At 43.6% G+C, this 23,931-nt stretch carries 18 protein-coding genes; 6 read left to right on the forward strand and 12 right to left on the reverse strand.

All coding sequences use genetic code 11. The annotated features are described in order from the left end of the window. Positions 1 to 34: 34 nt before the first annotated feature. The 5 genes from AAEY93_RS05935 to hutI all read right to left on the reverse strand — a co-directional run bounded on the left by AAEY93_RS05935 (position 35) and on the right by hutI (position 5,179). Positions 35 to 544 (reverse strand): GNAT family N-acetyltransferase, encoded by a 510-nt coding sequence (locus AAEY93_RS05935; protein ID WP_124012867.1) that lies wholly within the window; start codon positions 542 to 544, stop codon positions 35 to 37. Continuing rightward, complete coding sequence (locus AAEY93_RS05940; RefSeq protein WP_124012866.1) at positions 538 to 813, reverse strand: type II toxin-antitoxin system TacA family antitoxin; 276 nt, start codon at positions 811 to 813, stop codon at positions 538 to 540. Before AAEY93_RS05940 ends, AAEY93_RS05935 begins: the two co-directional genes overlap by 7 nt. 155 nt (positions 814 to 968) lie before the next feature. Then, positions 969 to 2,630, reverse strand: coding sequence for an amidohydrolase (locus AAEY93_RS05945; protein ID WP_124012865.1), 1,662 nt, complete (start codon positions 2,628 to 2,630; stop codon positions 969 to 971). A 227-nt stretch (positions 2,631 to 2,857) separates the two neighbouring features. Further along, complete coding sequence (locus AAEY93_RS05950) at positions 2,858 to 3,634, reverse strand: haloacid dehalogenase type II (protein ID WP_372491509.1); 777 nt, start codon at positions 3,632 to 3,634, stop codon at positions 2,858 to 2,860. A gap of 312 nt (positions 3,635 to 3,946) precedes the next feature. Continuing rightward, on the reverse strand, positions 3,947 to 5,179 hold the full coding sequence (gene hutI, locus AAEY93_RS05955) for an imidazolonepropionase (protein WP_124012863.1): 1,233 nt from the start codon (positions 5,177 to 5,179) through the stop codon (positions 3,947 to 3,949). A gap of 133 nt (positions 5,180 to 5,312) precedes the next feature. On the opposite strand from hutI, the gene hutC reads away from it, so the two are divergent. From hutC to AAEY93_RS05980, 5 genes are all read left to right on the forward strand, one after another. Then, a complete protein-coding gene (gene hutC / locus AAEY93_RS05960) occupies positions 5,313 to 6,017 on the forward strand; it encodes a histidine utilization transcriptional repressor HutC (protein ID WP_101033367.1) in 705 nt (234 codons plus the stop codon). Between the two features lie 109 nt (positions 6,018 to 6,126). Beyond that, positions 6,127 to 7,797 (forward strand): urocanate hydratase, encoded by a 1,671-nt coding sequence (gene hutU, locus AAEY93_RS05965; RefSeq protein WP_124012862.1) that lies wholly within the window; start codon positions 6,127 to 6,129, stop codon positions 7,795 to 7,797. Between the two features lie 3 nt (positions 7,798 to 7,800). After that, positions 7,801 to 9,339, forward strand: coding sequence for a histidine ammonia-lyase (hutH, locus tag AAEY93_RS05970; RefSeq protein WP_124012861.1), 1,539 nt, complete (start codon positions 7,801 to 7,803; stop codon positions 9,337 to 9,339). 347 nt (positions 9,340 to 9,686) lie between these two features. After that, a complete protein-coding gene (locus AAEY93_RS05975) occupies positions 9,687 to 10,955 on the forward strand; it encodes a mechanosensitive ion channel family protein (RefSeq protein ID WP_124012860.1) in 1,269 nt (422 codons plus the stop codon). Positions 10,956 to 10,982: 27 nt separating this feature from the next. After that, positions 10,983 to 12,485 carry an alpha/beta fold hydrolase gene (locus tag AAEY93_RS05980; protein ID WP_351075416.1) on the forward strand — a complete coding sequence of 501 codons (1,503 nt, stop codon included), beginning with the start codon at positions 10,983 to 10,985 and terminating at the stop codon, positions 12,483 to 12,485. 23 nt (positions 12,486 to 12,508) lie between these two features. Here AAEY93_RS05980 and ltrA read toward each other — a convergent pair whose 3' ends face one another. From ltrA to AAEY93_RS06010, 6 genes are all read right to left on the reverse strand, one after another. Further along, positions 12,509 to 13,981, reverse strand: coding sequence for a group II intron reverse transcriptase/maturase (gene ltrA / locus AAEY93_RS05985; RefSeq protein WP_124012858.1), 1,473 nt, complete (start codon positions 13,979 to 13,981; stop codon positions 12,509 to 12,511). A gap of 687 nt (positions 13,982 to 14,668) precedes the next feature. Beyond that, positions 14,669 to 15,238: a lysophospholipid acyltransferase family protein gene (locus tag AAEY93_RS05990; RefSeq protein ID WP_101033362.1), complete on the reverse strand. Its 570-nt coding sequence runs from the start codon at positions 15,236 to 15,238 to the stop codon at positions 14,669 to 14,671. 388 nt (positions 15,239 to 15,626) lie between these two features. Continuing rightward, positions 15,627 to 16,094 carry a DUF2489 domain-containing protein gene (locus tag AAEY93_RS05995; RefSeq protein WP_124012857.1) on the reverse strand — a complete coding sequence of 156 codons (468 nt, stop codon included), beginning with the start codon at positions 16,092 to 16,094 and terminating at the stop codon, positions 15,627 to 15,629. 95 nt (positions 16,095 to 16,189) lie between these two features. Further along, positions 16,190 to 16,738 carry a Der GTPase-activating protein YihI gene (gene yihI / locus AAEY93_RS06000; protein ID WP_124012856.1) on the reverse strand — a complete coding sequence of 183 codons (549 nt, stop codon included), beginning with the start codon at positions 16,736 to 16,738 and terminating at the stop codon, positions 16,190 to 16,192. Between the two features lie 55 nt (positions 16,739 to 16,793). Beyond that, on the reverse strand, positions 16,794 to 17,456 hold the full coding sequence (locus AAEY93_RS06005) for a methyltransferase domain-containing protein (RefSeq protein WP_124012855.1): 663 nt from the start codon (positions 17,454 to 17,456) through the stop codon (positions 16,794 to 16,796). Positions 17,457 to 18,295: 839 nt separating this feature from the next. After that, positions 18,296 to 18,919, reverse strand: coding sequence for a c-type cytochrome (locus tag AAEY93_RS06010; RefSeq protein WP_124012854.1), 624 nt, complete (start codon positions 18,917 to 18,919; stop codon positions 18,296 to 18,298). A gap of 263 nt (positions 18,920 to 19,182) precedes the next feature. Between AAEY93_RS06010 and yihA the strand changes: the two genes are divergently transcribed. After that, positions 19,183 to 19,839, forward strand: a complete 657-nt coding sequence (yihA, locus tag AAEY93_RS06015) for a ribosome biogenesis GTP-binding protein YihA/YsxC (protein WP_101033357.1) — start codon at positions 19,183 to 19,185, stop codon at positions 19,837 to 19,839. Between the two features lie 850 nt (positions 19,840 to 20,689). Here yihA and polA read toward each other — a convergent pair. Beyond that, positions 20,690 to 23,446, reverse strand: coding sequence for a DNA polymerase I (gene polA / locus AAEY93_RS06020; protein ID WP_124012853.1), 2,757 nt, complete (start codon positions 23,444 to 23,446; stop codon positions 20,690 to 20,692). Positions 23,447 to 23,931 lie beyond the last annotated feature (485 nt).

Here is a 23,931-nt window from a genome sequence, read left to right on the forward strand (position 1 = left end):
AATTACGGTGAGTATGTCAAAGGCTTGTGGTTAACTAGTTTAAGCTTGCTCTTACATCTGCAATTATGATGAACAGTTTGTTTTCTGCGTCTTGAAAGGCCTGAAATCCATAGCGTTCATAGAAGTGTTTTGCGCCATCTTTTGCGTCAACTTTGGCGTCAACAATGACCACTGGGAATGCTACGCTATCACTCGCTGCTAACAGTTTTCGGAGTGCATCAATAAGTAACCACTCGCCAAAGCCTTGGCCTTTATAGCGCTCATCAATTGCTAAGCGGGCTATAAGGCCGCCAGAGGTGGATGATTGATACTTGTTGTGTAGCTTATTCGGCAAAGCCTTCAAGTCAATCGTCGTCATTGTTAATGTATAAAAGCCGATGATATGCGAGTTATCGTTATCATCTTCTAAAACGAAAGTTCTGCTGTTGTCTTTCTTGGCTTGCTGACTCGCCATGACTTTCAGGTAGTTATTAAGCGCTTCAATACCACAGTTAAATCGGTTTCTATCGTGTTTAGCTTTATCAAGCAGTACCGTATTCATGATTGGGTTTTGCTTTCGTAACGTTCAGCAGCCTCGTTGAGTTTTGAGTTTGGTGTTGCAGGACTGTCTAGCGCTTCCATAAGCAAGATTGCATCTGTTTGATTAAGTTTTAGCGTTTGTTCACGTTCTATCACTTGTTTGGCTTTTTCGATTGCCGCACTCAGAACAAATGAGTTAATGCTCGACATGCCAGCGATCGCTGCTGCCTTAGCCAGTAAATCTTGGGTGTCGACATCAACTCTAGCGGTGATGCGAGGTAAAGTCGTCGTCATAATGTAATCTCCAGTTGTGCCAAAATGTCACATGAGTATTGTGAACTTAAATTGTTCAAAAATCAATCTGGGTGTCACTTTGGCACACGGGCTAATAAGGTGTTCAAGACTCATTGCACTTATCTTGCTTACCAATAAGCCATGCTCAACATTGTTTACTCTTTTGCAAACACTTTGCGTCCATCAACCCAGGTGGCGATGACTTTGTTTTGCCAGATTTTTTGTGGGTTTATTGCAAAGTAATCATCTTCGACCAAAATAAAGTCTGCTTTTTTGCCGGGTTCTAATGTGCCTAAGAGCTTCTCTTGATGGCCTGCGTAGGCGGCGTCGATGGTGAAGCTTTTGAATGCTTCAATGCGTGAGAGTTTTTCAGTGGCGAGCCAGCCGCCCAGTGGTTTGTTTATATGATCTTGGCGAGTTACGGAGGCATGCAAACCGAAAAATGGATTGGGAGATTCGATGGGGAAGTCGGAACCATTGGCGATGACGGCGTTGGCGTTTAACAGTTTGCGCCACGCATAAGCTCCGGCTAGGCGGGCTTTGCCTAAGCGGTTTTCAGCCATGTTCTTATCGCTGGTGGCATGGGTTGCTTGAATAGAGGCAATCACCCCAAGTTTAGAAAAACGCGGTATATCGGCTAAATCGAGAACTTGTGCGTGTTCAATGCGGTGACGCAATGCTTTTGAGTCTGTTGCTGCAATGGCGGTTTGGTATTTATCGAGTACCACTTGGTTGGCGTTGTCGCCAATGGCGTGGGTGTTGACCTGAAATCCGGCTTTCATCGACTGTAAAATAAGTTTACCTAATTGCTCGTCTGAATAAAGCAGTAGACCGTTATGGCCTGGCTGATCTGAGTATTCTTTTATCAATGCGGCGCCGCGGCTGCCAAGCGCGCCGTCGGCAGAGATTTTTACGCTATCGACTTTAAACATGTCGTCAGCCGTGGTGATAAAACCTTGTTTTAATATGCTATCAAAGCGGGGGGCTTCTACCGACAACATGCCATTGACGCGCAAGCTCATGGCCTTTTTTGCGGCTAATTGCTGATAGGCGTTGATGTTGTTAATGCTGATCCCAGCGTCGTGAACGCTGGTGAGTCCATATGACGCCAAACTGTCCATCGCTAGGATTAAAGTCGATTCAAGTTGTTGCGGGTTAAGTTCAGGGATGACGTTAAACACTAAGCTCATCGCATTATCGATAAGCACACCAGTAGGATTACCTTGGTCGTCTTTAACAATTTCACCGCCTTCTGGTGCCACTGTGGTTGACGAAATGCCCGCGAGTGCTAACGCCTTGCTGTTAACCCAAATAGCATGACCATCGACTCTGCCAAATGACACTGGATTAGCGCTAAAGGCTTTATCTAGGCTTTCTTTATTCGGAAACTGCTTACTATCCCATAATTCTTGGTTCCAGCCGCGGCCCATTAACCAGCCATCGGTTGGATTTTTGCTGTTGAATGCTTGTGCGCGTGCAACGGCATCTTGCTCGCTACTGGTATTGGTTAAATCGGCGGTTAATAAACTCAATCCGTAACCCAGCACATGACCGTGGGCATCGATTAAGCCTGGGAGTAAGGTTTTACCTTGGCCATCAATTGAGGTGATATCTGTCGCTGTCGGTAAGGTTTGGTTTAAGGTAAATAGTCGATCAATTTTATCATCGGTAAATTGAATCGCATTAAAGGTCTGTAATTTTCCATTAACCAGTGTGTAGCCATTAACGTGATGCACCAAGGTTGTCTGTGCCATGCTGCTGGCGCTTAACCCTGCAAAACCTAATGCAACCGATAGCGCTAAATACCCTTTTTTCATCTTATTATCCCTTTTCATGCGACTATTTATTCAGCACTTATTAAATGTTAAATAATAGTTAATGGCAAGAGCTGTCACTAAGCAAGAATAGGATTTAAGCTGATTTTGATGCGCCGCGTTAATGCTGTTGGAGATAGATGCTGGTTTTATCAATCGCCCAGCAAAATGCTGGGCGATGTTTTTTTCGACTTTTATTTAGACTGAGACTTATATTTAGACCGAAATATTTAGTTAAATTTAGCCAATATGCTGGCGAGTTCAATAACATCCAGTACCTTGTAATCTGGTTGTGCTGCTAGCGGGAACAACACTTTACCTTGGCGACGAATAAAGGCGGTTTGTAAGCCGGCTTTATCTGCACCGGCAATATCCCAGCCGTGTGCAGCAACCATTAACGCTTCATCTGCATTAACGCCTAAATCTTTAATGGCCCATTGGTAAGTTTTTAAATACGGCTTAAATACCCCAACAGATTCTATGCTTAAGTTGGCATCAAAATACTGGCTTAAATGAGCGTTTTTAAGCTGTAAGGTTACGCCTTCTAATGAGGAGTTAGTTAAGGTCACTAGTTTGTAGCCTTGGGCCTTCAATTTAGCTAAGCCTTCGGCAACATCTGGATGAGCAGGTAATGAACGCAGTGGCGTTAGTATCGCAGTTTTAGCTTGTTCTGGTGTGATGGCAATGCCGTTGATTTCGGCGACCATTTGCAGTGACGCAACGCCAATACTGCCAAACGTTTGGTAATCACCTGTCGCTGAAACAACCAAAGAATGGTGCAGCATGGTTGAGAACCATAATGGCAGTAAATCTTCACGGCCATTAAGTGCTTTACCCACAGAGGCGCGCATATTTTCAAGATCTAACAAGGTTTCATTAACATCAAAAATAATCACTTTAGGCTTAGTTAATGGGGGTTGCACCGCAGTATTTGCTGGATCTTTAGCAAAAGCGCTACTGGTATTAAGCATAAAAAAAGCAGTGGCAAGCGATAATAAAATACGGATTTTCATAAAACCTCTGACAATGTAATGTTGGTTGAAAAGAATTTATCGAGTCTTCATCTCACTGTTGTTGTCAGTGATACTGACATTAACAAGTTGAACGATTGTTCATTAATATAGTCAGCCTAAATGAAACTGACCTTAAAATCACGGTTTTATTGTCACGTTTACTAATAATATTCGTTCCGTATTTCGAGATGACGCCAATAACAAGGTCACGAGTGATAACGTATTAGCACTCGTGACGATAAAATAAACAAAGTGTTTTGGCTTTAGTGGCGGGTGAGTTTAATGATACAAATTGAGTACTATGACTTAATTGGGTAAGGCAACCACTTGACCCTTTTTCACTACGGTTTTACAAGGGGTAACTCCATAAGCATAAGCTAGTTGTGCTGGGGTGGTAATGTCCCATAAACAAAAATCAGCTTGCATACCTATGGCAAGGTGACCGACTTTTGCTTCGAGGCCTAAGGCTTTAGCGGCATTAATGGTTACGCCTTGTAAGGCTTCTTCAGGGGTAAGTTTGAATAGCGTGCAGGCCATATTAAGCATTAATAAGGTTGAGCAAATAGGCGATGACCCAGGATTAAAATCGCTGGCAATCACCATTGGCACCTTGTATTGACGCAATAAATCAATTGGCGGTAATTGGGTTTCGCGTAAAAAGTAAAATGCCCCAGGTAGCAAGGTTGCGCAGGTACCGCTTTCGCTAATGGCTTTAACCCCCGCTTCGTCTAAAAACTCAATATGATCAACCGACTTAGCCCCTAGTTTAGCGGCTAACGCACTGCCGCCTATATTGGATAATTGCTCGGCATGCAGTTTAAACTGTAATCCTGCTTGTTTGGCTGCGATTAATATCCGCTCCGTTTGCTCAAGGTCAAAGGCGATATTTTCACAAAATACATCCACAGCATCAGCAAGGTTTTCAGCAATCACCGCGGGGAGCATGTCATTAATCACTAAGTCGACATACTCGTTGGCACGGTCTTTATATTCAGGTGGAATGGCATGAGCGCCTAAAAACGTGGTGCAAACATCAATGTGGTGATGTTCGCCGAGTTCTCGTGCTACGCGGAGTAACTTAAGCTCGGTTTCGGTGTTTAAGCCGTAGCCGGATTTAATTTCAACCGTGGTGACGCCTTCTCTGGCTAAGGCGTTTAAGCGTTGTCGACCCAGTTCAAACAGTTCGACATCGTCTGCATCGCGACATGCGTTAACGGTCGAGATAATACCGCCGCCAGCACGGGCGATATCTTGATAAGTTGCGCCTAGTAAACGTTGTTCAAACTCATCGGTGCGATTTCCGGCAAACACTAAGTGGGTGTGTGCATCGATAAGCCCGGGCGTTATCCAGCCTCCTTTACCTCGGTAAACCGGCGTTGCCAGTACATCAAATTCAGGTAGCTCACTGCGCGGACCAACCCAGGCTATTTTGCTATCTTTTACTGCGATAGCCGCTTGAGTTATCGCACCGTAAGCCCGTTGAACACTCGGGTCCATGGTTGCAATATTGACATCAATCCACACCTGATCCCACGACATAAAAACCTCTGAAAATGAGTTATTAACCAATCGCTAAACAATACTTGTTTTAACTTGTATATACAAGGTAGGATGACTGATGTGTTTTTAAACAGCAATGACATAATTGTCTACAAAACCGAGAGCTGCTGACATGGCCCAAGCAAAGTTTGCCCAAATAAAACAATTTATTTTGTCGCGTATTGAGACGGGCGAATGGCAAGAGAACGATCGCGTGCCGTCTGAAAACCAATTGGCCGAGATATTTTTTTGCAGCCGCATGACCGCAAGACGTGCCTTGACTGAGCTGGTGGAGTCGGGTGTGTTAGAGCGCACCCAAGGCATAGGCACTTTTGTGGCAGGATTTAAATCGCAATCGTCATTACTGACTATTCGTAATATTGCCGACGAGATAAAAGACCGCGGTCATGGATACAGTGTCAAACAGCTCGAATTGAAACAAATCGATGCTACGACCGCTGTGGCTAATGCCCTAGGGCTAGAGGTTGGCAGTCCAGTATTTTACTCGGTGTTAGTGCATTGCGAACAAGGCTTGCCACTGCAAGTTGAAGAGCGCTTTGTTAACCCACAGCTTGTGCCTGATTACCTGCAACAAGACTTTATTATACATACTCCCCATGAATATTTATCGGCCGTGGCGCCACTGACAGAAGCTCGGCATACCGTTGAAGCCATTATGGCTAACGAGCTGTTACAGCAACGTTTGGCTATTGCGGCGACTGAACCTTGTTTACAAATTTTACGTCGTACCTGGTCACGCCAAGGTGTGGTCAGTTTTGCACGCTTAGTGCATCCGGGCAGTAAGTTTAAATTAACCTCAGCTTTGGTTAAGAGATGATACGAATAAGTATCACTTTAAACCTTAGCTGACAGTCATAACAATAAGACATAAACCAACAAGACCAATAAAAAAACCAAACCTAAGATAGTCGGTTGAAGAGGATAATATGGATAAACGACATGACCCAAGCCGTCGCATAATTGCGCCGCACGGTACTCAATTACAGTGTAAAAGCTGGTTAACCGAAGCGGCAATGCGGATGTTAATGAATAACCTCCACCCAGATGTTGCCGAGCGCCCAGAAGACTTAGTGGTGTACGGTGGTATTGGTCGCGCCGCGCGCGATTGGCAAAGTTATGACAAAATTATTGAGGTGCTAAAGCGTCTTGAAGATGATGAAACCTTGTTGGTGCAATCGGGTAAACCCGTTGGGGTGTTTACCACCCACACTAATGCGCCGCGAGTGATTATTGCTAACTCAAACCTAGTACCACATTGGGCTAATTGGGAGCATTTTAACGAACTGGATAAAAAAGGCTTGGCGATGTACGGCCAAATGACGGCGGGCTCGTGGATTTATATTGGTTCGCAAGGCATTGTTCAAGGCACTTACGAAACCTTTGTGGCTATGGCTAAACAGCACTTTAATGGTTCATCAGCCGGTAAGTGGATTTTAACCGGTGGCTTAGGTGGCATGGGCGGCGCACAACCATTGGCTGGCACCATGGCGGGTTATTCAGTCTTAACCTGTGAAGTGGATGAAACGCGTATCGATTTTCGCTTACGCACCGGTTATGTCGACAAAAAAGCCACTTCATTAAACCAAGCCTTAGCGATGATTGATGAAGCGAATCAAAGCGGCAAGCCTGTTTCGGTAGGCTTACTCGGCAATGCCGCAGATGTGTTTACTGAGTTAGTGACTCGCGGTATTACCCCCGATGTGGTCACCGACCAAACCTCGGCGCACGATCCCTTAAACGGCTATTTACCCCAAGGCTGGACCTTAGAATACGCAGCTAAAATGCGTAAAACGGATGAGGCTGCAGTGGTGAAAGCCGCTAAACAGTCAATGGCGGTTCAAGTTAGAGCCATGTTGGCATTGCAGGCAGCGGGCGCGGCAACCACGGATTATGGCAATAATATTCGTCAAATGGCCTTTGAAGAAGGCGTGGCGAATGCGTTTGATTTCCCCGGATTTGTGCCAGCCTATGTGCGGCCGTTATTTTGTGAAGGCATAGGCCCATTCCGTTGGGTCGCCTTGTCGGGCGATCCTGAAGATATCTACAAAACAGATGCCAAAGTCAAACAGCTGATCCCTGATAATCCGCAGTTACATAATTGGTTAGATATGGCGCGTGAGCGTATTGCGTTTCAAGGTTTGCCTGCACGTATTTGCTGGGTCGGCTTAAAAGATCGCGCTCGTTTGGCGTTAGCCTTTAATGAAATGGTTAAAAACGGTGAGTTAGCGGCACCGATTGTGATTGGTCGTGATCATTTAGATTCTGGCTCAGTTGCCAGTCCAAATCGTGAAACTGAAGCCATGTTAGATGGTTCAGATGCGGTGTCAGATTGGCCATTAATGAACGCTTTACTCAATACGGCCAGTGGTGCTACTTGGGTATCGCTGCATCATGGTGGCGGCGTTGGCATGGGCTTTAGTCAACATTCTGGGGTGGTGATCGTGGCCGATGGCACTGATGAGGCTGCCGTGAGATTAGGCCGAGTATTGTGGAACGACCCCGCTACTGGGGTAATGCGTCATGCAGACGCTGGCTATGAGATTGCAAAAAATTGTGCCAAAGAGCAAGGCTTAGACCTGCCGATGTTAGGAGCGTAACCCATGTCGACTTATTCATTTGAACTTACACCAGGGACGTTAACCTTGGCACAAACCCGCGATATCAGCCGTAAGAGTGTCAAGCTGACCCTTGCTAAGGAAGCCATTAAAGACATTAATCAAAGTGCCGAAATCGTCCAACAAGTATTGCGCGAAGGCCGCACTGTTTACGGTATTAACACTGGTTTTGGTTTATTGGCGAATACTAAAATTGCCCCAGAAGATCTGCAATTACTGCAACGCTCTATTGTATTATCCCATGCCGCGGGTATTGGTAAATACATGCAAGATGCCACTGTGCGCTTAATGATGGTGCTAAAAATTAACTCATTAAGCCGCGGCTTTTCGGGCATTCGTTTAGAGGTGATTGAGTTTCTCATTCAGCTAGTGAATGCCGGTGTGTATCCGTGTGTACCAGAAAAGGGTTCAGTCGGTGCATCGGGTGACTTAGCGCCACTCGCTCACATGTGTTTGCCGTTACTAGGTGAAGGCGAAATGAGTTATCAAGGGCAGATTATTTCAGCAGCACAAGGCCTTAAAATCGCTGGGCTTGAGCCATTGGAGTTGGCGGCGAAAGAAGGTTTAGCCTTACTCAACGGTACCCAAGCATCGACCGCACTTGCACTTGAAGGCTTGTTTAATGCCGAAGATTTATTTGCCGCCAGCTCGGTGATTGGCGCTATGAGCGTTGAAGCGGCGATGGGCAGTCGCAGCCCGTTTGATGTGCGCATTCATGCTGCGCGGGGGCAAAAAGGTCAAATTGATTCGGCGGCGATTTTCCGTCATTTGCTCACTAACGAATCGGAAATTAGCCTAAGTCACAGCAATTGCGAAAAAGTGCAAGACCCTTATTCACTGCGCTGTCAGCCGCAGGTGTTAGGCGCGTGTTTAACCCAAATCCGCCAAGCGGCAGAAGTGTTGGGTGCTGAAGCCAACGGGGTTACCGACAACCCCTTAGTATTCCAAGATACGGGCGATATTCTTTCGGGTGGTAATTTCCATGCTGAACCCGTGGCGATGGCGGCTGATAATCTTGCGATTGCGATTGCTGAAATGGGGTCAATTTCGGAGCGCCGAATGGCGTTATTGATTGATTCTAGCCTTTCTAAGTTACCGCCATTTTTAGTGGATAACGGTGGCGTCAACTCAGGTTTTATGATTGCTCAAGTAACCGCAGCGGCGTTAGCTTCTGAAAACAAAACCTACGCTCACCCAGCATCGGTAGACAGTTTGCCCACATCGGCTAACCAAGAAGATCATGTGTCGATGGCCACGTTTGCTGCACGGCGCTTACGTTACATGAGCGAAAATACCCGTGGCGTGTTGGCGATTGAGCTGTTAGCTGCCGCACAAGGCTTAGACTTCAGAGCGCCGTTGCAACCGAGCGCGGCCGTCGCAATGGCCAAAGCTGAACTGCGTGAAATCGTGACGTTTTATGATAAAGACCGTTATTTTTCACCCGATATCGACAACTCGGTTAACTTGTTGTGTCGCGCGAGCTTCAACAGGCTGTTACCACAAGGTATGTTACCGAGCTTTTAGTTGGGCTAAGTAACATATTATCAGCATGCTATATTGATGATAAATTGGATAAAAGGACTGCAAGGTCCTTTTTTATTGTCTTTTTTTTCCCATGGAAAAAAGATCATTTTTGTTTAATCATGCATGGGGATACTCAGATAAGTCAAAAATTTAAAATAATAGTGAAAAGAGTGGCTTGCATTTATATTCGGTATGTTGGCTGATAGTGTTGATGTTTCATTAACGTTCTACATCAACACAGGGCATAATGAGTATAGTGATAAGCCTACGAGAGCTTCATTGTTTTTATGCGGGCTAATGTAAGTCTGTTGATTGAGTAAAGATAAAAGATTGCTAAGGATTTGTTTGTGAATATAGATGTTCGAGTTGAAATCGCGGCTTGGTTAACCCAGTTAGGTATTAATAGCCAACCATCGGATGGCGTCGCCACCTTGATATTGATTTTTGCCTGTTTGATTGTGGCAGGTTTAAGTTATTTCATTACTCACCGATTTGTGGTTCACGGTGTGAATGCTGTGATCCGTCGTTCCTCGGTGACTTGGGACGATATTTTCATGCGTTTTAAGGTGTTTGAGCGTCTCGCTATTTTAGTGCCCATTTTAATCCTCGATTTATTGATCCCCATAGTGTTAACTGAACTCGAGTTGGTCAGTGCGTTTATTGACCGTTTACTTAGCGCTTTGTTAGTGTTTTTTATTATTCGAGCTGTGTATGGCGGATTAAATGCCATCGATGAAATTGCCGATGTTAATCATGTTAATCGCCGTTTACCGGTAAAAAGTTTTGTTCAACTGACTAAGTTATTCTTGTTTTTCATTGGGTTAATTGTTGTGTTTGCGGTACTAGCCGACCGGTCGCCTGTTTATTTCTTTAGTGGTTTAGGGGTTGCAACCGGTCTTGTTATGCTGGTATTTCGTGACACCATTTTAGGCTTTGTTGCTGGGATTCAACTTGCCGCTAATCGCATGGTGAGTAAAGGCGATTGGATCCAAATGGATAAATACGCTGCAGATGGCGCAGTTGAAGACGTGACATTGACGACAGTCAAAGTACGCAATTGGGACAATACGATCACCATGATCCCAGCCTATGCATTGGTCTCTGATGCATTTAAGAACTGGCGCGGCATGTCTGAGTCTGGCGGTCGACGGATTAAGCGTTCAATCAATATTGATGTCAATAGTATTCAATTTTTAACGGATGAAGAGCGTTTACGCTTGGGCAAGGTGAATTACTTAAAAGAATACTTGCCACAAATCTTTAGTGAAATTAGTGTCGCTAATGCCAATGTGAGTGATATCGAGATGAAGGTGAACGGCCGTCATTTAACCAATATCGGAACATTCAGAGCGTACTTACAAGAGTATTTACATCGTCATGAAAAAGTACATAAAGACATGACATTGATGGTTAGGCAGCTAGCCCCAACGACTGAAGGCTTGCCGATAGAGTTGTATATTTTTACCAATGATATTCGTTGGACCTATTATGAAGCCATTCAAGCGGATATTTTTGACCACATTTTTGCCGTGTTACCAGAGTTTGGTTTGCGCGCGTTTCAAATTCCCACAGGAACCGATATTCGCAGCATAAAGCAATGCACCGAACAAGAGTGATAAGCTGCCAGAGAGCGGACTTCTGCGGTGGTTAAATCACCTTTATTACTCTTGCTATTAATGGTGTCGCTCTTGTGGGCGATACCCGTGCCAGCCAGTTGGTTTAATGACATCAGTAAGCAAGTTGGTGCAATCGGTAACCAAAAACCATTGATGGTTGAACCGTTAACCGCGGCAGAATTAGCCGATTACCCTGCGGGCTATCAATTTGAACGAGTGATGGTACCCAGCCACCAAGCGCCGCTGTTTGTGCTGCAAACCGGGTTTGAGCATAGTGACACGGTTGTACTTATTCATGGTTTAGGCGATTTAGCCTCTAAAGACTGGTTAACGGTTATTCCTGCATTGGCAAAGCAGTACCATGTTGTTGCTATTGATTTACCCGGTTTTGGCTTATCACAAGGTGCTGTATTTACTTACTCGCCAAAAGAATATGCCAAGGTTATCGATTGGGTTGTAAGTCGTTACCGCCATCCAGATACTCAGGTGCATTTAGTGGGCCACTCGATGGGGGCGGCGATCAGTTTATACTATGCTAGCCAATATCCTGGCAACGTTGAACAACTTGTGTTGGTCGATGCTGCCGGAATTTTGGACCGTACAGCCTATCTAAAGCAAATTTCTAAGAGGAACATGGCCAATAGCGAATTACCACAAGGTTTTCGCCGACTATTGGCGCGGGTTGATAATTTTGCTGACAAAATACTAGAGAAAACAGGGACAGGGTTTGATCCCACTCAGTTGCTGAGTCGCAACGAGTCTATTCGTAATATGACCATTGGCGAGCAAACGAATACCAATGCGGCATTAGCATTAATGGAACAAAACTTCTCTGTGCTTAATTACCAACAGATGCCCGCTACGCAGCTCATTTGGGGAGCGGATGATCAGGTTGCACCATTGCGAACCGCTCAAGCACTACTGCATATATTACCTAGGGCACAACTACGGGTTATTGACGGTGCCGGACATGTCCCGATGAAGTCTCATCAGCGCATTTTTAATCAGATGCTGCTAACCAGCCTTGCGTCTACGCCTTTAGCTCGCGAACAAGGCTCTGAAAATCAAAGTAAGCGTATTGGCAAATGCTATCAAGATAGCCAACAATATTTTTCGGGGCACTATGACCAGCTAATTATTGATGACTGTAAATTGGTGTTTGTAGATGATGCTGATGTAAACGAGCTCACTATCAGCGACTCGATTGTGACAATCAAGTCTAGCCGCAAAGGTGTACCGTTAAACAAAATGATGATAACGCGCAGTACTATTAGCGCCACAGATACTCACTTTTTGGGTGGAATTAATAGTACTCAAAGTCGGTTTGATTTAGCCGGGGTAACATTTTGGGGTAGTTCTCCTGTGTTTATATCACAAGCGTCGACGCGGTTGGTGCTATCTTTAGTGCGGATCCATACACCAACCCATATTACCCGTTTAGGGTCGGATAGGCGACACCTGTTACCAAGTGCCGCCCTCCTAAGAACCGTACGTGCAACTTTCACTGCATACGGCTCAAGCCTCCGCTAAGGCGTGTTCTGTTACCCAGCACCCTATATCGCAGCCAAGACGGGTTCGAACCATGAGTTTCTACCTTCCTTTGCCCGCTTGCGCGTACCTAAGTAAGCTGCATATTCGGGGTCGTAAGGTGTCGCTGCACTCCTGATTTTCACATGTCTTTGTATTAGCGTTTGAGCTATTTGGACAAGGTTAAACCGACAATCCATGTTCGCTATTTTCTGCCAACCATGAAATTGCCACTGTCCCTTACCATCCAAATAATATTTACGCCTCACCCAGTCTTTACTTTTAGACGGATGACGCCTAACTGCCCAACGCCATAACAACCAGAAAAGTTGATGGCCTACATAACCGAAAACTTGCTTAGCAACACAATGGCGATAATAGTTCGCCCACCCCCTCAGTTTCGGATTCAGTATTTTGATTAAATCGTTAACGGGTATTGTTGGATGTTTTCTGATGAATTCACGTAAGTTGCTCAGAAATGACAGAACGTTGCTCTTGCTCGGTTTAATGAGCAGTTTGCCGTTGTACTTCCTGATATTGAATCCCAGAAAGTCAAAACCATCATTGATATGAGTAATGTGTGTTTTCTCATCAGAGAGTGTTAAGCCCCTTTCCTGTAGAAAGCCAATGAGTTGCGGCTTGATTTCATTAACTAGGACTTCTTGCGAAGAACCTGTGATGACAAAATCGTCTGCGTATCCGATAAAGTTGACTCTATTCCCTGTTTTACGGGCAATAGACTTAACCAACTGTTCTAACCCAGCCAGCGTGAGCAACATAAGCGTAGGCGATATGATCCCACCTTGTGGTGTTCCTTCAGCTGTTTTATAGAACAATCCTTTATCAATATAACCACATCCAAGCCATTGTTTCAGCATTCGTTTATCTAATTGAATGTTGTCGATAAGCCATTGATGACCAATCTTATCGAAACAGGCTTTGATGTCACCCTCAAGAACCCATTGGCTAGAGCGCTTCATACATAAACATTTGAAGCACTGTGCAATTGCATCTGCTGCGCTTCGATTAGGTCGAAAGCCATAGCTATTAAGGTCGGCTACCGTTTCCGAAATAGGCTCCAAAGCGAGAAGATGAAGCGCTTGCTGCGCTCTGTCTATCATGCAGGGAATGCCTAAAGGTCTGAGTTTGCCGTTTTTCTTGGGGATGTAGATACGCCTGAGCGGTTTGGCATGATAGCCTTTTCGACTCAGTTGATTGACCGCAGTCATACAACGAGCATCACTGTTCCAAATGATGCCGTCAATTCCTGGTGTTTTGCTGCCTTTATTTTGAGAAACTCTTTTAACAGCAAGCAATTTTGCTGATGTAGAGTGGGTGAGTATCCACTGCAACGCTTTCGCCTTGCCGTGTTTACCTTCTCGGGTTGCTTTTGCAATGCGCATTTGAAGCTTTAATACATGTTGCTTAACCACTCTCCAGTTAATGGATTGCCATTGAGCATTGTCAGGAGATGCACTAACTTCGTTTGAAGCCATCATTTGCGTTTATCCTTAAATAAAGTTCTTCAAATCATCTTGCAACGGGAGACCAGCTAGAAGTCAGCTCGCTTTCGCGCCAGATAAAATCAGTATCCGCATTATTACAATGCGGCATTCGCTTTTTCTAGCCTCCTTTACCTGCATTACTATCGGTAGCCTTCACAGGTCACTTTCCCCAAAGGGAGTGATACAGGCTTACCCTGTTCCGTATGTCGCGCAACGTCAGGTTAGATGCCCACTCTAGTGCGGAGAGTTATTTGATCACGAAAGAGCACTGCCCAATCTCTTTCCAACTCTCGTGCCTTTTTGGCCACAGCGTATTAACCACTTCCGCTGATTCACGTATAACGCACCTTATATGGATTCACTTATGTTCATCGTACTGACACCCTAGCACTTACCCGATTGTGGTTATCAGGAGGAACGTCCTCTCACGATTTTGTTCCCATTCGGTATAAAACCGAATTTCGTTACATTGTCAGACTCGCTGCTTTATTCAGAGTCTTAGGGGCATCTGGTGATACAGATGGTTCACTCTTATCGCGGTGAACAGCGCTTCATACGACCTCAGGTCGCACTGGCAGCTACGTGTTAGCTTCTGAGAGTTTAGAAAGTGTCTTGTAGCGCACCGCAGCGTGTTATTTTTCTTTATTCTTAGCACTCACAGATGATTATATTGAATTGTAGTTATTTTTTAACGTCACTGCTTTGTTGATAATTGGGGATCTTTTTGGGATGACATCCTTTGATTGAACGATAGAAATCCATTAACTGATTTATTTCTCGTTCAATATCTCCTGTCGGTCTTAAGGGCTTGGCGATCACAATCGCTTTGCGGCCGAAATCTAATCCGATTGGCACAATATCAACATCCGCTTTGGCTGCAATATGGTAAAAGCCACTTTTCCAACGGGTTACTGGGCTGCGTGTACCTTCTGGTGCTAAGGCCAGTTTATAAAGTGGATCTTGTTGGAATAACAGTACCACGCCATCGACTAAGCTATTATATTTACGTCTATCAACGGGGCTACCACCCATGGCGCGAAATAACCATCCCCAAGGCGGAATAAAGAGCTGATGCTTACCCAAAAAGTGTATTTTAGTTCCTAAGGCGCTGCGGGCGATAATGCCAATAATGAAATCCCAATTACTGGTATGCGGGCCAACAATGATGACGCAGGGTTTGGTTTTATCAAGTTGACCATCTAATTTCCAACCAAGTATTTTGAGTAACCCAGAGCAAAGTGAACTAAACATAATGTGATCCCAATTATTGAGCTTTATTAAGCTTCTTGTTGTTACTGTGCATTATCTAAGGGGTTGATATTAATCGGACAATAAACACATCTAATATAGGTTTGTTATACCTTCATGATGTGCCCCGTTAGCTTATGTGATCTCAGCATAACCTATCATCGTGCTAATTTGACGCTTAAGCTCAACCGAGGATAGTAGATAGGATTAATCGATAAGCGTATGAATATGTTCTGTATTTTATTTCAAACTTGCTGTTTGGTTTGCTAACAAGGCAAATGTACACGTCAATAGCTTGGGCGATGGTGAGTGCGACGCCGTTAGAGGATCAATAGCGCTGCAATAACGGTTTATCATCCCGGGTTGAGGTGATCTAATCGGTTGAAAAGTGCTAGTGAGTGGTCGGTTTATCAAACTTAGCAATGGATTTGGCTTCTTCTAGGATGACTTGTTCTAATTCTGCTTCTGATTTCATCCGCTCAAAATCAAACTTCATTCGTTGTTGTTTAGGTAAGGCTTGACGCGCTTCCATGATGGGATGGTTTCTAATGAGGTCATAATGGATAAATAGGTTAGGGAAGTCAGGCGCAACTTGTTCTGACAGTGATAAGACATCAAATAATTTGCCTATGCGCACAACGCCTTCAGACAGTTCACAGCGATCTTCTAACATCGCCGCTGCTATGTAGCGGATATCAGTAAGTATTTGTTGTCTACGCTCGTCAGCTTTAGCCTTACGCTCTGATGATGCCTGCTGATTAGCTTGTGTTTGACGTTTAAGCGTTAACAGTAAGTGTGTTGCGTAGGCTGCAAGGGCAACAATAATGAGCAAAGCAATAACGATGGCGGTTGTTGACACAATTTATCCTTTTCTGAATACAAAACTGGCGCAAGATGCGCCAGTTTTTTTATATCAAACCAAGAAATAGCTTGGTATTACTGTCATCGAGCAGATTAATCTTTGTGTTGATAATCTTTGAGCAGATCAGCACCTGATTCAAAACGATTTAATAATTCATCGTCGCTCAGTTGCTTTTTAGGGCTGGCCGTTGGCGTATCATCACCTTCAGTAAGGCCTAAACTTAACATCAGTTGCTCAATCTTGTCTAATTGATTGTTCAACCACTTTTGATCCGTGTCAGATAAATCGCGACCTTCTTCAAGTTGGTCAAGCAATTGATTTAGTCTTGGGTCTTCTTCAAGTTTCAATAACTGTTGCTCATCGTTCAGTTTAGGCTGTTTAGGCTTAACCACTAACGGCTTGGTAATTGATGTCGGTAATGTTAATGCTACCGGCTTTTTACTGCCATGGCGTGCATCTTTACTCTTAACTGTTGCGCTATCTGATGCTTGTTTAAGTAAAGTTTCATTATGACGGCTGCCTGATTTACGGCCTGTTTCAGATTTTTTACCATCCACCGCATTGCGATCGACTTTTTTCTCTCTTGGGGCAAACTTAGCGCCGTTTTCGCCGCCTTTGCGAGTTTTTTTGCTGCGAGCCATAATGTTCTCGTTAGGTTTTCTAAACACGTTCTTGCAGAGCAATTTCTGCAAGACACTAAATAAGGATGCGCTTTATATCAGATTTTGATGATTTTTGCATCAAAACTAGAGCTTTCGATGCAAATAATAGCTCAAAATCACTATTTAATGCTAAATATTCGAATGTCGAGTGCTGATAAAAGCTTACATGAGTTGGATTGTTTTTGTAATGCCATTTAGCAAAGTGGTCTTTATCGGTCAATAAAGGGGTACTTATTGCTAACCAGCCACCGGGTTTAATTAATTGACTAAGCAACATCCATTCTCGGTGAGGGTGACGAAAGTGCTCAAATACTCGATAACAGCATACAAAATCATAGCGCTGTTTCAGTACCGACTGATCAGCAGCAAAAAACGGGTCGTATTGATTAACAAGATGACCGGCGTCTGCGATGGATTGCTTACTTTGTTCATCAAGTAAGCGGCCAAAATTCAGGCCCGTTAATACACCTGTCTGTTGCTGAGATATTTGCTCAAGCAGTGGCAGTATAAATTGCGATAATGGTTTCTGTTTCGATGACGTTTGTGCACGACCGTAACGCTGACGTTCAAGATCAGGCATTAGATGTGATTTTGGGTTAGCAAAAACTAAACCACACCGTTCGCAGCTGTAGAAAGCTCTTTTTTTGTCTTGAACAAAAAAATGAGCACCATGATTACAAAGCGGACATACGTTCATCAAATACAGCAGTGCCTAAGTATTGACTTAATAAACGATTATATAGCGAATGCGGCTAATTAAAAGTAAGTATTTTAAATCAAGTCAATATTGAGGTTATTTTGGGCATAAAAAAAGGTGGCAGTATAACTGCCACCTCGTAAAAGAGTGCCTAACGCACTTTATTCTGATTCCAAGTATCCTTACTTGCTATGTGACTATCCCGGTCAGATCTTTATTTCTTCTGCTTTCCATGCCGTTTCTAGTTGTTATTGGTCATCCATAACACTTTTTATATTCTGTTGCCGTCCTGACTACAGTTTCCGTAGATGGTCTTCAATGACGCATCATTATCCTAATTGTCTTCAATGACAAGAGTTAACCATCCTTGTTACTTTGTACCTTCGAGCGATAAAGCCTCCAGTGGATGCATCCTCAGCAATAAGCTTTGTATGCCATTATTTGAATCCTTCAAATAATGCTCTGGGTTATCAGTCACTCTGTTGTGTAAGGCAGTGCTAAATAGCATGTCGACCAATCGGTCTATTCCTTACAAATTTTACGACCTGTATTTCAAAATGAAATATCGACTCATGTTGTTATTATTAGTGAGCGGTCTTAAATTATTATTATTATAAATTAACTTTATTCTTATATCTTAAATGTATCAGTCCGAAACCTGCTTGATGTTATTAGTTTTATGTTACAAACAGATGGGTTCATCTCGGTACGGGGTGTATTTAACGCTAAAAGTGTGAACACTGTCAAGTAATAATCGATGAAGTTTACGTCAACGTCAACTTTAGGGGGTAAAAAATGAGCTCGAAAGCCCATTTTTTATTAGCTAATATTCAGTAGTATTAATGCTTAATACTTGAAATATATTTAGATAATGCTTCGATATCAGCATCAGACAGCTTTTTCGCGACATCTTGCATCATGCCATTTAAATCGTTATGACGGATCCCATCACGGAATTGTGTTAGCTGAATGTTGATATAGTTAGCATGTTGACCACCCACCACAGGGAAACCTGCAGCAGCGGCGCCTTGACCTTCAGGTCCATGACAAGCAACACAGGCGGTAATACCGCGGGCGGCATCACCACCTTTATACAGTTTCTCGCCTGCAGTAGGTACATCGGCAACCTCGGCAACAACTTGTACTTGGCTAGCAAAGAATGCTGAAATGTCAGCAATGTCTTCATCGCTGAGTCCCATTGCAAAACCGATCATAATGGGGTTCATACGACCCTCTGCGCCACCTGTTTTGGCCGCTAATCGAAACTCTGTTAATTGTTTTTCAAGATAGGCAGGGTGTTGGCCTGCTAATTTAGGATACATATCAATCATGCTATTGCCGTCAGCACCGTGACAGGCAGAACATACGATTGCTTTAGTTTTGCCTACTTCAGCATTACCTTCAGCCATAACTGGTGATGACATAGCGGCGACTACAGACAGCGCAAGAGCTAACTTTTTCATGGCGTTCCAACTTCTAGTTAATTTATTGTCCTGAGCTTACTAGGAAGACCCGCAAGCGTGGTAAAATGATTTTCCAAGTGCTTTTTATGCAGTTTATTTTGTTCGGTTAGAGCAAAATCATTTATGACTACATCACACACATCAGCATTGCTTGGGTATATAATGTGATCAAGCTAATATTTTACACGAAAATGTGCAAAAGTAAGCAATTGTTAAAAATTTATGGTAACGCGTTACTAGAAGTAATTTAATTGGAGTGAAGAGTGACTGAATCTCGTATCGATTTCCGTAGGGCTAAGTTTTTAATCAGTGCGCCAGATATTGCGCATTTAGATCAGTATCTTCCTGGGGATATCGGGGTTGAGATTGCGTTTGCTGGGCGTTCTAATGCCGGTAAGTCCAGTGCGTTAAATGCACTAACGGAGCAAAAAGGTTTAGCTCGAACCAGTAAAACACCAGGTCGAACCCAATTGATTAACGTTTTTCAGTTGGATGATGATCGTCGCTTGGTCGATTTACCGGGCTATGGTTTTGCGCAAGTCCCTTTAGCATTAAAAAATAAATGGCAACAGGCGCTTGGTGAGTATTTACAAAAACGTGCTTGTTTAAGTGGTTTGGTGGTATTGATGGATATTCGTCATCCATTGAAAGATCTTGATATGCAGATGATTGAATGGGCAGTATTGAGTAATATTCCGGTATTAGCTTTGTTAACTAAGTCTGATAAGTTAACCCAGAGTACCAAAATGAAAACCATCAATGAGGTGCGTTCAGCCCTAAAGGATTTTGGTGATAAGGTGCAAGTGGAGACCTTGTCGTCATTGAAAGGCACCGGTAAACCTAAGGTGCTGAGCATTTTAAATGATTGGTGTCATCCTGAATGGTTAGCTGAGGAGAAGGCTGAGCAAGAACCCGAGTAACCATTGAGCGGTTAATCGATTGCCAGCAAGCACTAAGAGCCGACACACATGTCGGCTTTTTTTCGTCTTTGGTATAGGGTTCTTGATTTTTAGGCAAAAAAAACCGATAACCAAACGGCCATCGGTACAAATAAATTAGCTCTTTTGGGGAGAAGCTAAATTCAACAAGACTCAAGTGCCATCAACTCAATTTGATGACGCTCAATAGCAATATAATAACCGATCTCTAACGACAGTTAAAGTATTTGCTCTAAATATTTTTTAGCTCGAAAAAAAATCAAAAAAAGCCCCAGCAACCTAAATTGCTGGGGCGCCGAATTTGGCTAGTCACTATTGCTAGTGAAATAAAGGTTTGAAAGATTGAACATCTTAACCTCTGTACCCTACGACAATTATAATAGCCTATTAACCTGAAAATAAAAAACTGTTTTTCATAAAGACATATAATAGTGTGATTTTAGACCCAAAACATTGCTGTTTTGTTAACCATAACGGCTTGGAATGTTATACAGATTGAGTTTTTTCGGTAGTCCGCAAATACTTGTCGGATTTTAGCACCGGTTTTAGACAGATTTGAACTCTGATTTGAGGTCCATCAATTGCTTGTTCATCGCCATCCACTGATTGAACTGATAGCAAATAAGGTGGGGTAACACTTTCTAACAGATGGATATGTCTTTTATGATCGAGGCTTTATCGTCTATTTTAGGAGGGATTACTTTTTAACAAATTACTTTCTAAAAAAATGAAGCATAAAAATGCCACCGTCAGTGAGGTGGCATAATCGTTAAACCTGTTTGAATGGTCTAGCAGCCTTTGCTGATACGAGCCAGCTAGTGACCCTCAATAACTAGTGGGCTTCACCCCAGTTGTCGCCAATGCCTGCCTCAGCTAATAAGGTCACGTCCAATGACGCCGCTTGAGCCATTAAATCGCACACTTTTGTTTTGAGCGTTTCAGCTTGCGCCTCATCAACCTCAAACACTAATTCATCGTGCACTTGCATGATTAAGGTGATTTCACCTTGTGTGCTGGTATTGATCCAATGGTGAATCGATATCATGGCTTTTTTGATGATATCTGCGGCAGTACCTTGCATGGGCGCATTAATCGCTGCGCGTTCAGCAGCTTGACGACGTAATGCGTTTCGATCGCGGATTTCTGGTAAGTATAAACGACGTCCGAATAATGTTGACACATAACCCAATTCAGCAGCGATGGCTCGCGTTTCTTCCATGTATTTAAGCACACCTGGGTAGCGAGCAAAATAAGTGTCGATATACGTTTGTGCTTCGTTACGTGGAATATCCAGTTGTTTGCCTAAACCAAATGCAGACATACCATAAATTAAGCCAAAGTTAACCGCTTTGGCGCGGCGACGTTGTTCTGTGGTCACTTCTTCAAAATGTATTCCAAACACTTCAGCTGCAGTGGCTTTGTGGATATCTTTGTTTGCAGCAAAAGCCGCTAATAAGCCTGCATCTTGGGATAAATGCGCCATGATCCGCAGTTCAATTTGCGAATAATCGGCTGCTAAAATCTTACGACCCGCAGGAGCGATAAAGGCTTGACGAATACGGCGACCTTCTTCGGTGCGAATGGGAATATTCTGTAAGTTGGGTTCACTCGATGACAAACGGCCAGTCGCAGCATTAGCTTGGTGGTAACTGGTATGAACACGACCCGTGATAGCGTTAACCATTAGCGGCAGTTTATCGGTATAGGTGCTCTTTAGTTTTGCTAGGCTGCGATGCTCAAGGATGATTTTAGGTAAAGGGTAGTCTAGTGCCAGTTCAACTAACACTTCTTCAGCTGTTGATGGTGCACCCTTAGGCGTTTTCTTTTTGACTGGGTAACCTAGTTTTTCAAAAAAGAGCGTTTGCAGCTGCTTGGGTGAAGCTAAATTAAACTTCTCTTCTGCTATTTCGTAGGCTTTAATTTCCAGTTCATCAAGCTTTTTGGCCAACTCACCACTTTGCTGGCTAAGTAACATTGAGTCGATTAATACACCTTGGCGCTCGACGTCTGACAATACTTGAATTAATGGCAGTTCTAACTCATTAAATACACTGGCGAGTTCAGGTTCTTTTTCAAGTCTTGGCCATAGATGTTGATGTAAACGCAGGGTAATATCAGCATCTTCGGCGGCATAAGGGCCTGCTATATCTAAATTAACTTGGTTAAAGGTCAGTTTTTTTGCGCCTTTACCTGCGACTTCTTCAAAACTAATATTTTTATGACCAAGATATTTTAATGCTAAACCGTCCATGTCGTGACGTGATGCGACTGAATTAAACACATAGGATTCGAGCATGGTATCAAAGCGTACACCTTTGAGAGTAATGCCTGCATTGGCTAAAATACTCATATCATATTTTAGGTTTTGACCGACTTTTTGGAGAGTGTCACTTTCAAGAATTGGGCGCAGCTTTTCAAGTGCACTGGCTTTATCGATTTGCTGCGGCGCGTCAAGGTAATCATGAGCTAACGGTAAATAGGCCGCTTTACCTGCTTCGGTAGCAAATGATAAACCGACAAGTTCTGCTTCCATGTAATTGAGACTAGTGGTTTCAGTATCAATCGCAATAAGGTCGGCGCTGTTGAGCTGTTCGATCCATTTATCGAGCGCTTCCATAGTCAGAATCGTTTCATACTCAGCTTCAATGGTTGGCGATACGGCAATTTCTTCATCGCTAGCGTCGCTAACAGTGCCGCGAGGTTGCTTGTTATCTAATACTTCAGCTAACCAACGCTTGAACTCCATTTCACCAAAGCATTTAATCAGTTCATCTCGATCTTGTGGTTTAACATTGAGCTCATGCCAGTCTTGTTCGAGTTTGACATCTGTTTTGATGGTGGCTAGCTCGTAAGACAGCCTTAGCATATCGGCATTGTCGATAATTTTAGCCGGCATGGTTTTCGAGCCTCGAAAACCCATGTCGACAACACTGTGAGGATCGGCTAATAGCTGGGCAACACTGCCTGCTCCGATGAGCATGGCTAAAGCGGTTTTTTCGCCGACACCAGGTAAGCCCGGAATATTGTCAGATTTGTCGCCCATGAGTGCTAAGAAGTCGATTATTCTATCTGGGTTAACACCGTATTTCGTCTTGACCTCTTCGGGCCCCATAATGGTGTCTGTCATGGTATTGATTAACGTCACATGCTCATTGACGAGTTGCGCCATATCTTTATCGCCGGTACTGATTAACGTCGCTCGGCCTTCTTTACTCGCTTGAAGCGCAATGGTACCGATCACATCGTCGGCTTCGACACCCGAAATGCTGATCAGTGGTAAACCCATCGCGTGAATGATTTTGTGCAAGGGTTCTATTTGAGTGCGCAGATCATCAGGCATCGGTGGACGCTGGGCTTTATATTCGTCGTACATATCGTTGCGGAAGGTTTTGCCTTTGGCATCAAACACCACCGCGATATGACTTGGGCTGTAGCGGCTTAATAAACTGCGAAGCATATTAATGACACCATAAACCGCGCCTGTCGCTTCACCTTTGGAATTGGTTAAATGAGGCGGCGAATAATAAGCGCGATAAAGATAAGATGATCCATCAACGAGGATGAGCGGATTATTGGGAATCGTTGGCATAATTAATATTCGTGTTCAGTATTTTGCGAGACTAATAGGATGACATTATACCCACAGCACCTCAAGATGCTTGTGAGATTGTCAGTTATTTACCCAAGATAGTGCTCAATGACCGTAACGTCTGACCAGTGGCGTATCCAGTGAGGTTTTGTGGGTAATTTTATAGAGAAAAGCAAACTATTAGGCGCGACAAAGATTCACAGCCTGTGGATAAGTCTGTGAGTGAATTAATCAACCTTACTGGATAGATTTTCCTACGACTTGAAATGAAATCTGTAACTAGTTGAATTAAGGCGTTTATTTTTATTTTTGTGAGCTAAATATTAATTCTCATAAATATTACTAATTTGTGGACTTTTTTATTGATGTCAGTTAAGTCACAATAGAATTTAGTGATGTTTTATGGTTACAAAAAGCTCATCTACTAAATTCGACGGTCCAAGTTAGCACGATTTTTAATCAGATCAATCATTTTGTTGTTTTTT

Origin of the sequence: Shewanella sp. CAL98-MNA-CIBAN-0140, assembly GCF_040309905.1 — a bacterium.
In the GTDB taxonomy this organism is placed as follows: Bacteria; Pseudomonadota; Gammaproteobacteria; order Enterobacterales; family Shewanellaceae; genus Shewanella; species Shewanella psychromarinicola.

Coding starts and splice junctions, on each gene's coding strand:
- hutU (WP_124012862.1), top strand. CDS start 6,127: ATGGATAAACGACATGACCCAAGCCGTCGCATAATTGCGCCGCACGGT.
- polA (WP_124012853.1), bottom strand. CDS start 23,446: ATGCCAACGATTCCCAATAATCCGCTCATCCTCGTTGATGGATCATCT.
- AAEY93_RS06005 (WP_124012855.1), bottom strand. CDS start 17,456: ATGAACGTATGTCCGCTTTGTAATCATGGTGCTCATTTTTTTGTTCAA.
- AAEY93_RS05945 (WP_124012865.1), bottom strand. CDS start 2,630: ATGAAAAAAGGGTATTTAGCGCTATCGGTTGCATTAGGTTTTGCAGGG.
- hutH (WP_124012861.1), top strand. CDS start 7,801: ATGTCGACTTATTCATTTGAACTTACACCAGGGACGTTAACCTTGGCA.
- hutI (WP_124012863.1), bottom strand. CDS start 5,179: ATGTCGTGGGATCAGGTGTGGATTGATGTCAATATTGCAACCATGGAC.
- AAEY93_RS05940 (WP_124012866.1), bottom strand. CDS start 813: ATGACGACGACTTTACCTCGCATCACCGCTAGAGTTGATGTCGACACC.
- yihI (WP_124012856.1), bottom strand. CDS start 16,738: ATGGCTCGCAGCAAAAAAACTCGCAAAGGCGGCGAAAACGGCGCTAAG.
- AAEY93_RS06010 (WP_124012854.1), bottom strand. CDS start 18,919: ATGAAAAAGTTAGCTCTTGCGCTGTCTGTAGTCGCCGCTATGTCATCA.
- AAEY93_RS05990 (WP_101033362.1), bottom strand. CDS start 15,238: ATGTTTAGTTCACTTTGCTCTGGGTTACTCAAAATACTTGGTTGGAAA.
- hutC (WP_101033367.1), top strand. CDS start 5,313: ATGGCCCAAGCAAAGTTTGCCCAAATAAAACAATTTATTTTGTCGCGT.
- ltrA (WP_124012858.1), bottom strand. CDS start 13,981: ATGATGGCTTCAAACGAAGTTAGTGCATCTCCTGACAATGCTCAATGG.